The sequence below is a fragment of the Variovorax sp. YR752 genome (genome assembly GCF_943372545.1).
The window spans coordinates 1-11277 of sequence record NZ_CALRZC010000256.1 but is presented as its reverse complement, the minus strand read 5'-3'; the positions used below and the strand labels follow the sequence as shown (position 1 = coordinate 11277).

The window sequence follows — 11277 nt, the reverse complement described above, 5'->3', positions numbered from 1 at the left end:
GTTCAGCCGCTCGGCCGCATGCGCTACCTCGCGGTGGCCAGCCCCGACTTCATGCGCCGGCACCTCCCCGATGGCCCGACCGACGAGGCGCTGGCCCGCGCTCCCTGCAACGTCTTCAACCAGAAGGACCAGTTGCAGGCCCGCTTCCTGCGCCAGTTGTCGAAGCGCCGCCTGGCGCCGCCACAGCACCGCGTGCCGAGCACGCACGGCTTCATCCACGCGGCGCTGCACGGGCTGGGCTGGGGGATGAATCCGGAAGCCCTGGTGGCGCCGCTGCTGGCCAACGGCGAACTGGTCGAGCTGGCGCCGGGGCAGGTGCTGGAGGTGCCGCTGTACTGGCAGCACTGGCGCCTCGAGGCCGAGGTGCTGCGCTCGCTCACCGGCGCCGTGGTCGCCGCCGCGCACACCGGGTTGCGGCCGATGCGCCGGCCCTCATCCGTGGGGGCGGCGCATTGAAGCCGGCCTGCCGACTGCGTACATTCGCACAGTTCGCGGGGGAATGCGCATGATCACTGCACTCATCGTCGTCATCGGTGCCGTCGTAGCGTGGCTGGTGGTCGACCGTGGCCTCATCTGGTGGCGTGAGCGCCGGCACGAGGGGCCCTCCACCTGGCACGGGCAGGGCCCGGGCACCAACTTCCACTCCTCGGGGTTCGAGGACACGGTGCCGCCGCACGAACCCGTGGAGCCGGCGGCGCCGTTCCCGCAGCTTCGCCGCTGACGCGCCCGCGCCGGGCTGGCGCCATCCGCGGCAATCCTCCACGAATCCATCCCGAACGCCCGGCTGTGCAGGCGCTGGCCGGACCGGCGCCGGCGAATGTCACTTTATGATCGATTGATCCAGTGCCTGGATGAACTGGACGCGGTGGGGCCGAATGAACGGATTCCGTCATGCCTGGGGGGCCGGCTGCGTGCGCGCAGCGCGAGCGATCCTGCTTGGGTTGGGCGCACTGTCGACGCTGCCGGCGCAGGCGGCCGGGCTGCCGCTGGACGAGATCGAGCAGGCTTACGTCGCTGCCCACCCCGAGTTGAAGGTCGCCTTCCACGGCATCACCATCGCGCCGCTGCAGATCTTCGATGAGCAGGGCCGGCTGGACGGCATCGTCGCCGACTACCTGCGGCTGATCGAAGGGCGCACCGGCCTGAAGCTGCGCCCGCTCACCGCGCCGACGCTCGCGCAGCGCGACGCCGCCTTCGAGCAGGGACACGCGCGGCTGCTGCCGCTGCTGCTCGACGGCGACCCGGTGCAGCGTGTCGCGCGGGCCACGCCGCCGTACTTCCGCGTGCCGGCGGTGTGGGTGACGCGGCGCGACCGCGTGGCCTTCTCGACCGCCGATGGACTGGCCGGTCAGCGGGTCGCCGTCACGCCGGGCTCGGCCTTCGAGGCCTACCTGATCCGCCGTTACCCGCGCGCGCAGTTGGTGCGCGTGCCGACCCCGCTGGACGAACTGCGAGCCGTCGCCGACGGCCGCGCCGACATGCGGATCGGCCAGTTGCCGATCACCGCCTACACGATCGAGGCGAACCTGCTGACCAACCTCGCGATCCGCGGCTTCGCCGACGGCGGGCCGGCGGTCTACGCGATGGGCGTGGCGCCCGCCGACACCGTTCTGCACGGCCTCATCACCAAGGCGCTGCGCAGCGTCAGCGAGGACGAGCATCGCGCCATCCTCGACCGCTGGATGCCGGTGCGCCACTTCCTCGGCGTCGATGCCTCGACGGCGCTGCTCAATGACGCGCAGCGCGAGTGGGTGCGCAGCCATCCCGAACTGCGTGTCGGCTACGACAGCGCCTTCTCGCCCTACTCGCTCGAGCAGGGCGGGCAGATGCGCGGCATGGGGGCAGAACTGCTCGGCGAGGCGCTGCGCCGCGTCGGCATGGGCGTGTCGTCTACCCGCGGCGGCACCTGGGCGCAGACGCTCACCGCACTCGAGGCCGGCCAGATCGACGTTGCCGTCGCCGTGGCGCGCAACGAGGTGCGTGACGACAGCCTGCTGTTCGTCGGCCCGTGGAACTCCAGCCCTACCGCGCTGGTGACGCGGCGCGGCGAGCGCGGACCGTTCGAGCTGGGTGACCTCGGCGGCCGCACGCTGGCCGTGCAGTCGCGCCACTTCCTGTTGCCGATGATCCGGCGCGCCTATCCCGGGATCCGGCTGCAGCCCCACGCCACGCTCAGCGAGGCGCTGGCCAGCGTGCGCAGCGGCACTGCGGCGGCGGCGATGGGCAACTTCCAGGTCATGTCGCAGCTGGTGCAGCGTGATCATCCCGGCGAGCTGACGATCAGCGGCATGGTGGCCAACGGCGACAGCGAGCTCTACTTCGCGGTGCCGCGCAGCAACCCGGAGCTGGCGGTGATCCTCGGCAAGGCGCTGGACTCGCTGAGCGAGAACGAGCGCAGCCCGATCCGCAGCCGCTGGCTGACGGCCGAGTACCGGCCCGGCTGGTCCACGGCCGAGATCGTGCGCATCGCCGTGGCGGTGCTGCTGGTGGCGGCGCTGGCCGCACTTCTGGTGCGGCGCTCGCAGCGTCGCCTGCAGGTGGAGGTGGCGCAGCGCCGCGCCGCCGAGCAGGGGCTGGCCGCGGCACTGGAGCGCGAGCGCGAAAGCTCCGAGGCCAAGAGCCGCTTCATCGCCTCGCTCGGGCACGAGGTGCGCAATCCGCTGGCCGCGATGGTTTCGGCCGCGTCGCTGCTCGGCCGGCGGCGCGCCGACCCCGACGAGCACCGCCTGATCGACGCCATCCGTCACTCGGGCGACGGCCTGCTCGAACTGCTGTCACGCACGCTGGACTTCAGCAAGGCCGAGAGCGGCATGCTGAGCATCAGCACGGAGTGGGTGGCGCCGCTGCAGTGGTGCCGGCGCACCTGTGCGCCGTTCGAGGCGCTGGCGCGGGCCAAGGGCCTGGCCTTCCGCGTCGAGCTGTCGTGCCCCGACGACCTGCAGGCGCAGTTCGACCCCGTCCGCCTCGGCCAGGTGCTGAGCAACCTGCTGTCGAACGCGCTCAAGTTCACTGCGGCGGGCTCGGTCGGCGTGGAGCTCGCCGTCGACGAGCGGGCCACGCCGCCGCGGCTGCGCCTGGCCGTGTCGGACACCGGCCCCGGCTTCACCGCCGAGGAACGCGCGCTGCTGTTCCGCCCCTACACGCAGCTGGCCTCGACCCGCGCCAGCCACGCGTCCGGCACCGGCCTCGGCCTGGCGCTGTGCCGGCAGATCGTCGAGCACATGGGCGGCCGCATCGAGGCCCACGGTCGGCCGGGCGAGGGCAGCCGCTTCGAGGTCGATGTGCCCGCGCCGCTGCAGCGGCGCCCCGCTGCCGAGGTCGGCGCGGCGCTCGCCGAGGCCGGAGCGCTGTGGCCGCAGGGCGCGCTCGCCGAGCCGGTGATGCTGGTCGACGACGATCCGGTCGGCCTGCTGGTCGGCGCCGAGCAGTTGCGCTCGCTCGGCCTGACGGTTCGCCCGATCGGCGGCGCCGACGAGGCCCTGTCGGCGTGGCAGGCCGAGCCCGGCCGCCTGCTGATCACCGACTTCCACATGCCCGGCATGGACGGCCTCGAGCTGGCAAGGCGCGTCCGGCAGTTGCCGGTGGAACCGGGGCGGCGGCCGTGGATCGTGCTGCTCACCGCCCTGACCGAGCCGGAGGCGCGAGCGCGCTTCCTGGCCAACGGCGCCGACGAGGTGATGACCAAGCCCCTGCCGGTCGAGGTGTTCGAGCGGCGGCTGGCCGCGCAGGGCGCGAGCGCTACTGGAAGTGCTGAAGCATCCGCTCGAGCGCCATCGTGAACGGCGCCTGCAGCAACGGCAGCGTCAGCAGCACACCGACCAGCCCGACCGACAGCGTGATGGGGAAGCCGATCGCGAACAGGTTGAGCTGCTGGGCGACGCGCGAGGTGATGCCCATCACCAGGTTGACGAACAGCAGCATTGCCACCAGCGGCAGCGCGATCCACAACCCGACGACGAACACCTCCGCGCCCCAGCGGTGCGGCTGCACGGTCTTCAGGAAGGCGAAGGGCTCGGGGCCGACCGGGAAGCTGTGGAAGCTCTGGATCACCCCGGCGATCACCAGCAGGTGGCCGCCGGTGACGATGAACACCCAGCTCACCGTGACGCCGAAGAAGCGGCTCACCGCCGTGGTCTGGCCGCCGGTGGCGGGGTCGAAGAAGCCGGCGAAGTTCAGGCCCATCTGCAGGCCGACCAGTTCACCGGCGAATTCGACCGCCGCAAAGACGATGCGCACCGCGAAGCCCAGCGACACGCCGATGACGACCTGCTGCAGCACGACCAGGAAGGTCACGGCCGAGTCGAGCGGGATCGCCGGGACGGCCGGCAGCGAGACCTGCGCGCACAGCGCGATCAGGAAGGCCAGCGCGACGCGCACGCGCGCCGGCACCGAGCGCTGGCCGATCACCGGCAGCGTGCCGAACAGCGCCAGCACGCGCAGGAATGGCCACAGGATCGGTGTGATCCACGCCAGCACCTGCGCCTCGGTGAAGGTCAGCATGCCGGGATGCGGCGCACAGCGCGTGAAACAGTCAGCCGACGACGGTCGGAATCGCCTGCAGCGTGCGCTGCAGGTACTCCACCAGCGTGGTCAGCATCCACGGGCCGGCGACGGCCAGCACCGCGACCGCGGCGACGATCTTCGGCACGAAGGACAGCGTCGACTCGTTGATCTGCGTGGCGGCCTGGAAGATGCTGACCAGCAGGCCGACGGCCAGCACCGTCAGCAGCATGGGCGCGGCGACCATCAGCAGCGTGTACAGGCCTTGCTGGCCGAAGGTGAAGACGGCTTGGGGGTTCATGGTGCTCGGGTGGCGAGGTCTAGGTCACGAAACTTGCCGCCAGCGAACCCAGCAGCAGGTTCCAGCCGTCGGCCAGCACGAACAGCATCAGCTTGAAGGGCAGCGCCACCAGCACCGGGCTGAGCATCATCATGCCCAGGCTCATCAGCACGCTGGCGACCACCATGTCGATGATCAGGAAGGGAATGAAGATCAGGAAGCCGATCTGGAAGGCGCTCTTCAGCTCGCTGGTCACGAAGGCCGGCACCAGCACCTTGAACGGCACGTCGGCGGCCGGCGTGGCCGGGTCGATCTTGGCCAGGCGCGAGAACAGCATCACGTCGGACTGGCGGGTCTGCTTGAGCATGAACTCGCGCATCGGCTTCTCGCCGCGCCTGAGCGCCTCGTCGAAGGGGATCTTGTTCTCGGCGTAGGGCTGGTAGGCCTCGGCGTAGACGCGGTCCAGTGTCGGCCCCATCACGAAGAAGGTCAGGAACAGGCTCAACCCGACCACCACCTGGTTGGGCGGCGCCGCCTGCGTGCCCAGCGCCTGGCGCAGCAGGCTGAGCACGATGACGATGCGGGTGAAGCCGGTCATCATCAGCAGCACCGCCGGCAGGAAGCTCAGGGCGGTGAAGAACAGCAGCGTCTGCACCGGCACCGAGTAGCTGGTGCCACCGGCCCCCTGGCCGACCATCAGCGGCAGCGCCGGGCCGCCGGCCTGCTGCGCTAAAGCCGCTGCAGGAACGGCCGAAAGTACCGTCAAGGCGAGGATCAGCCCGCCCTTGCGGGCGTCAACGCGCATCGCCGTCTCCCGCGGTGGGCTTCGAGGGCTGCAGCTTCGCGAGCAGGCTCGCGAAGGCCGGGCCTGCGGCGGCCGTCGGCGGTGCGACGCCCTCCACGGGCTCCATGGTGTGCAGCGTGGTGATGTTCGAGGGCGTGACGCCGAGCACCAGCCAGCGGCGCGACTCGCCCTGGCCGACCTCGACGGTGACGATGCGCTGGCTCGCCGACAGCGGCAGCGCCGCGATGCTCCTGAGCAGCTGCGAGCTGCCCGCGCCACCGACCGGCGTGCGCTTGAGCAGCCACAGCGCCGCCGGGATCAGCGCGAGGATCGCGATGAACCACAGCAGCGAGCCGATTCCGGACGACGCGCTCATTTCAGCCTTTCGACAGGCGGCGCATGCGCTCGCTCGGCGTGACGATGTCGGTCAGCCGGATGCCGAACTTGTCGTTGACCACCACCACCTCGCCCTGCGCGATCAGGTAGCCGTTGACCAGCACGTCCATCGGCTCGCCGGCCAGCGCATCGAGCTCGACCACCGAGCCCTGGGCGAGCTGCAGGATGTGCTTGATCGGGATGCGCGTGCGGCCCAGCTCCACGGTGAGCTGCACCGGGATGTCCAGGATCATGTTGATGTCGTTGCCCGCGCTCGTCGCCGTGGTCGGCGAGAAGTTGGTGAACGACGCCGGCGCGACCTGTTCGGACTGCACCTCCGAGGCGGTCTCGGCGGGCTTGGCCTCGGCGAGCGCGGCAGCCCACTCGGCGGCCATCGCGTCCTGTTCGGTGTTCTCAGCTGACATTGCCATCTCCCAGCCAGGTCATGTTCGACCCGGTCAACGTGCGTTCGACCTTCAATGCGTATTTGCCGGCGCTGGTGCCGTAGTGGCACTCGAACACCGGCACGCCGACCACCTTCACCTCGATGTTCTTCTCGAGGTCGAGCTCGATGAAGTCACCCGGCTTGAAGGCGAGCAACTGCTCCACCGTGGCGTCGGCATGGGCCAGCTCGGCGACCAGTTCCACCTCGGCGTCCTGGATCTGGTTCTTCAGCAGGTTCACCCAGCGGCGGTCGGGCTCGTTGGAGTCGCCCTGCATCGTCGAGTACAGGACGTCGCGGATCGGCTCCAGCGTCGAGTACGGGATGCAGAAGTGGATGGTGCCGCTGGTGTCGCCGATCTCCAGCGTGAAGGAGGTGGCGACCACGATCTCGCTCGGTGTGGCGATGTTGGCGAACTGCGGCTGCATCTCCGAGCGCTGGTAGTCCAGCTCCAGCGGATAGATGCCCTGCCAGGCCTTCTTGTACTCGGCGATGATCACGTCGACCAGCCGCGTGATGATGCGCTGCTCGGTGGGCGAGAAGTCGCGGCCCTCGATGCGGGTGTGGAACTTGCCGGCGCCGCCGAACAGCGAGTCGATCACCGCGAACACCAGCGTCGGGTCGCAGACGATCAGCCCCGAGCCGCGCAGCGGCTTGACGCTGACGATGTTGAAGTTCGTCGGCACCACGATCTCGCGCAGGAAGGCGCTGTACTTCTGCACCTTGATGCCGCCGATGGCGATCTCCGGGCTCTTGCGGATGAAGTTGAACAGGCCGATGCGGATGTTCCGCGCGAACCGCTCGTTGATGATCTCCATCGTGGGCATGCGCCCACGGACGATGCGTTCCTGGCTCGACAGGTCGTAGGAGCGGATGCCCCCGGTAGGCGCCTCCTCCTGCTCGAGCTTCTGGCTCTCGCCGGTGATGCCCTGCAAGAGGGCATCGACCTCGTCCTGCGACAAGATTTGCTGATTCATCTCACTCGCTCCACGTGGTGCGCGGATCAAGCGGCCGCCGCAGAGCCGGCTTCGCCGGGCTGCTGGCGGCGCCCCCCTGGGGGGGAGCGCCGAAGGCGCTACGGGGGGGGGCCATGACTACTGGATGATGAAGTTCGAGAAATGGACGTGCTTGACGGGGTTGTCGACCGGCGCCTTCTTCTTCCTCTTCTTCTTCGGCTTGTCCTCGTCCTCGTCGGCCGCCTCGGCTTCCGGCTCTTCGAGCTCGATACCCAGCGGGCGCACGGTCTCGCGCATGATCTCGGCAGCCAGCGCCTCCTTGCCCTTGCGCTCGAGCAGTTCGGCCGAGGTCTTGTGCGCCAGCACCATCAGGACGCCGTTGCGGATCGCCGGCATGTAGGCCTTGAGCTGCTCGGCCGTCTTCGGGTCGTCGATCTCCAGCGTGATGCCGATCTGCGCGTAGCGGTCGGTTTCCTTGTCGGCGAGGTTGACGACGAAGGGCTCCAGCGGCAGGAAGGCGGGCGGGGCGCCCGCTTCCTTGTGGGCGGCCTTCTTGTGTGCGGCGGGGGAGCCGTCTTCGCCCTCGGCCTCGGCGGCTGCGGCGGCCTCGGCGGCCTTCTTCTTCATCATGAAGAGCGCGCCACCACCGCCCAGCCCGGCCAGCAGCAGCACGGCGGCGATGATGATGATCAGCTTCTTCTTGCCCTTGGCGGGCGCGGCAGCGACTTCGGCGCCCGAGGCGGCAGCGGCAGACATCGGCTCTCCTTCATGAGCAGGCTCGGCAGCAGGGCCGGCCAATGAAAGCGATTCTGGGCAAGGGGCCCCGCGCCGATGCGGGGATAAGGGGCCGAAATCCGGTCAGTCCGCCACCGACGGCACGCTCATGCGTACAAGTCCACGCCGCCGGCCGAGACGCGGCCGCGCCAGTGCGGGCGCGCGGGGGCGGTGTCCGCGGCCGGAGCGCCGGGGCGTGCATCGCCGCGCGAGTCCGGCGCGCCCTGGTGCGCGCCGTCGCCGCGGCCGGAGGTGTGCTGCGACACGCCGCCGCCAGCCAGCGTCAGCCCGGCGTCGCGCAAGGCGGCGGCCAGCTCGGGCAGGCTGGCCTCGATGGCGGCGCGCGTGGCCGCAGCCTGGGCGCCGAAATCGATGCGGGCGCGCTCGCCGTCCAGCACGATCTGCACCGACACCGGGCCCATCTCGGCCGGGTTCAGGTGCAGTTCGGCTTCCTGCACGCCGTCGCGCGCAAGCACGCTGACCTGCACGCCGAAGGCCTCGGCGAACTCGGGCGACTCCATCGGGACCGGCACGGCGGCGCTGACCGGTGCCTCGGCGGAAGCCGCAGCGGCAGAGCCGGTCGGGGCGTTGGCGGCGGCCGCCGCGGCTGCCGGCTCGGGGCCGGCCGGCAGCACGAAGCCCGGCTCGGAGGCGGCACGGGCCGTCGTGGCGGCGGGGCCGGCCTCGTCTTGGGCGCCGCGCGCTGCGGCCTCGTCGACCCGCGCCAGGGCGGCGCGCTCTGCGCTCTCGCCGTGGCGCTGCGCGGCAGCGCGGGCGCCCGAGCCGACGCGCGAATCGGCGGCCTGCAAGGCGGCGCCGGCGGCATCGTCGATGGCGGCATCTGCGCTCGCATCGATGGCCTTGCCCGCGCCCTGCGCCGGCGCGTGCCCGGGCAGCAGCGGCGTCGCGCCGGCGGTGCCGGCCTCGGCCTGCGGGCGGTGCAGCTGGGTCAGCCACTGGGCCAGCGCCGGGTCGATGGCCGGGGCGGGTGCGTCGGCAGGCCGCTCGTCCTCGCTGCTGCCGTCCTTGGCCTCGACGCCGTCACGCGAACCGTCCCTGGCGCCACGTGTGCCGCCTTCGGCTTGCGTCGTTTTCGGCGCCGGCGTGCGCGCTCCACCTTGGCGCGCCTTCGCCGCACGCGCCTCGTCCGGGCGTGCACCGGCGCCCGGGTTCGAGGCGGTGTCGTTCGTGCTTTCGCTCTCGCCCTCGGGCTCGACCTCGGGTTGCCGGGCGAGCAGTTGTGCGAAGGCGTCGCCGCTGGCGGCGCTCTCGGCGGGCTGCGGGCGGGCGGGCGGCAGGGTGTTCGATGCGGTCTGGACTTGCATGGCGGGTCTCAGAAGCGGGTGGTGGCGGCGGCCAGGCGGTTCCAGGCCGCGCGCGAGGCGATCTCGTCGAGCTGACGCTGCTCGTTGCGCTCGCCCTGGCGTTCGATCTCGGTGACGCGGCGCTCGATCAGCTTGAGTACCGAGGCCACGCGCAGCTCCTGCTGCTGTAGCGTCTCGTCGGCACGCTCGAGCTTGCGCTCGGCCTGCTCGGCCACGCGCCCCTGGTGCTCGATCGCCAGCGTCAGCCGGGTGACGAAGCCGTGGTAGCTCTGCAGCAGCTGCACGCCGCCCGGCTGCGCGAAGCGTTCACCCCAGCGCTGCTCGTAGTCGCGCCGGTAGGCGATCAGCTGCTCGGCCTGCGCGCGCGCGCCGTCGAGCGCCTCGCGCATGCGCTGGCGGTGGGCGAGTGCCTCGTCGCGCTCGGACTCGGCGTGCGAGAGCAGGGCCATCAGCGGTTGCAGGTCGGTCATGACGACCCCTCGTGCGACGAGTACGTCGCCTGATCCCCCGAGGGGATGGCGGGCCGGCTTGGGAGCGGCCCGGCGCTCGGCCCGCCGTGCGCTGTCGATGCGGTGTTTCTCAATCTCGTTCTCGTCATTCCGGATCAGCCTGCCACCGTCGCGCGCAGCTGCTGCACGCTGGCGGAAAGCGGCGCGTTCTCGCGCATGTCCTGCTGCAGCAGCGATCGCATCGCCGGGGCGAGGCGAACGGCGGTGTCGAGCTCGGCATCGTGGCCCGGCACGTAGGCGCCGAGCTGGATCAGGTCGCGCGCCTTGTTGTGGCGCGACAGCAGCTGCCGCAGCCGCCGCGCCGCCTCGACGTGCGGCGCCGGCGCCACGCTGGTCATCACCCGCGAGACCGACTTCTCGATGTCGATCGCCGGGTAGTGGCCGGCCTCGGCGAGCTCGCGCGACAGCACGATGTGGCCGTCGAGGATGCCGCGCGCCGCATCGGCGATCGGGTCGTTGTTGTCGTCGCCTTCGCTGAGCACGGTGTAGAAGGCGGTGATCGAGCCGCCGCCGGCGACGCCGTTGCCGCTGCGCTCGACCAGCTGCGGCAGCTTGGCGAAGCAGCTCGGCGGGTAGCCCTTGGTGGCCGGCGGCTCGCCGATGGCCAGCGCGATCTCTCGCTGCGCCATCGCGTAGCGGGTCAGCGAGTCCATCAGCAGCAGCACGTCCATGCCGCGGTCGCGGAAGTGCTCGGCGATCGCGGTGGCGTAGTTGGCGCCCTGCATGCGCGTCAGCGGCGGCGCGTCGGCCGGCGCGGCGACGACCACCGAGCGCTTCAGCCCTTCCTCGCCGAGGATGTCCTCGATGAACTCCTTGACCTCGCGGCCGCGCTCGCCGATCAGGCCGACGACGATCACGTCGGCCGCGGTGTAGCGCGCCATCATGCCCAGCAGCACCGACTTGCCGACGCCGGTGCCGGCGAACAGGCCGAGGCGCTGGCCGCGGCCGACGGTCAGCATCGCGTTGATCGCGCGCACGCCGGTGTCCAGCGGCTGGCGCACCGGGGCGCGGTCCATCGCGTTGATCGGGCGGCGGATCAGCGGCTCGTTGTGCACGTGCTCGATCGGCCCCTTGCGGTCCATCGGGTGGCCGTGCGAATCGACCACGCGACCCAACAACCCATCACCCACCGGCAGATGCAGCGTGCGGTCCTCGCCGCGCCGCCAGGGGTGGCGCAGCGCGCCGAGCTTCAGCGGCACCACCGGCGTCGGCCGCGGAATGACCCGCGCGCCGCTGGCCAGGCCGTGCACGTCGCCGGTCGGCATCAGGTAGGCGCGATCGCCGTTGAAGCCGACCACCTCCGCGGTGACCGGCGTGCTGCCCTCCCTGCGC

Annotated in this window: 13 protein-coding genes; 3 read left to right on the top strand and 10 right to left on the bottom strand. The window is 71.2% G+C overall.

The window, feature by feature from the left end:
- The 3 genes from AAG801_RS35755 to AAG801_RS35745 form a co-directional block, all read left to right on the top strand.
- A partial coding sequence (locus tag AAG801_RS35755) for a LysR substrate-binding domain-containing protein (protein ID WP_341892686.1) occupies positions 1-456 on the top strand: 456 nt, incomplete at its 5' end.
- Between the two features lie 49 nt (positions 457-505).
- Positions 506-721 carry a hypothetical protein gene (locus tag AAG801_RS35750; protein ID WP_341892685.1) on the top strand — a complete coding sequence of 72 codons (216 nt, stop codon included), beginning with the start codon at positions 506-508 and terminating at the stop codon, positions 719-721.
- Positions 722-875: 154 nt separating this feature from the next.
- Positions 876-3779 carry a transporter substrate-binding domain-containing protein gene (locus tag AAG801_RS35745; protein WP_341892684.1) on the top strand — a complete coding sequence of 968 codons (2904 nt, stop codon included), beginning with the start codon at positions 876-878 and terminating at the stop codon, positions 3777-3779.
- Here the strand turns inward: AAG801_RS35745 and fliR are convergent.
- The 10 genes from fliR to AAG801_RS35695 all read right to left on the bottom strand — a co-directional run.
- Positions 3739-4500, bottom strand: a complete 762-nt coding sequence (gene fliR / locus AAG801_RS35740; RefSeq protein ID WP_341892683.1) for a flagellar biosynthetic protein FliR — start codon at positions 4498-4500, stop codon at positions 3739-3741. The two genes, AAG801_RS35745 and fliR, sit on opposite strands and share 41 nt — an antisense overlap.
- 31 nt (positions 4501-4531) lie before the next feature.
- Positions 4532-4801: a flagellar biosynthesis protein FliQ gene (fliQ, locus tag AAG801_RS35735; RefSeq protein WP_341892682.1), complete on the bottom strand. Its 270-nt coding sequence runs from the start codon at positions 4799-4801 to the stop codon at positions 4532-4534.
- A 19-nt stretch (positions 4802-4820) separates the two neighbouring features.
- Complete coding sequence (fliP, locus tag AAG801_RS35730) at positions 4821-5585, bottom strand: flagellar type III secretion system pore protein FliP (RefSeq protein ID WP_341892681.1); 765 nt, start codon at positions 5583-5585, stop codon at positions 4821-4823.
- The gene (locus AAG801_RS35725; protein ID WP_341892680.1) at positions 5575-5940 is read right to left on the bottom strand and encodes a flagellar biosynthetic protein FliO; all 366 of its coding nucleotides are present in this window, start codon (positions 5938-5940) and stop codon (positions 5575-5577) included. The genes fliP and AAG801_RS35725 overlap by 11 nt, the downstream gene beginning before the upstream one ends.
- Before the next feature lies 1 nt (position 5941).
- Positions 5942-6364, bottom strand: coding sequence for a flagellar motor switch protein FliN (gene fliN / locus AAG801_RS35720; protein WP_341892679.1), 423 nt, complete (start codon positions 6362-6364; stop codon positions 5942-5944).
- Positions 6354-7358 carry a flagellar motor switch protein FliM gene (fliM, locus tag AAG801_RS35715; RefSeq protein ID WP_341892678.1) on the bottom strand — a complete coding sequence of 335 codons (1005 nt, stop codon included), beginning with the start codon at positions 7356-7358 and terminating at the stop codon, positions 6354-6356. Before fliM ends, fliN begins: the two co-directional genes overlap by 11 nt.
- A 117-nt stretch (positions 7359-7475) precedes the next feature.
- Positions 7476-8093, bottom strand: a complete 618-nt coding sequence (locus AAG801_RS35710) for a flagellar basal body-associated FliL family protein (protein WP_341892677.1) — start codon at positions 8091-8093, stop codon at positions 7476-7478.
- 125 nt (positions 8094-8218) lie between these two features.
- The gene (locus AAG801_RS35705; protein WP_341892676.1) at positions 8219-9436 is read right to left on the bottom strand and encodes a flagellar hook-length control protein FliK; all 1218 of its coding nucleotides are present in this window, start codon (positions 9434-9436) and stop codon (positions 8219-8221) included.
- A gap of 8 nt (positions 9437-9444) precedes the next feature.
- On the bottom strand, positions 9445-9906 hold the full coding sequence (gene fliJ / locus AAG801_RS35700; RefSeq protein ID WP_341892675.1) for a flagellar export protein FliJ: 462 nt from the start codon (positions 9904-9906) through the stop codon (positions 9445-9447).
- A gap of 134 nt (positions 9907-10040) precedes the next feature.
- On the bottom strand, positions 10041-11277 hold a 1237-nt coding region (locus AAG801_RS35695), incomplete at its 5' end, for a FliI/YscN family ATPase (protein WP_341892674.1).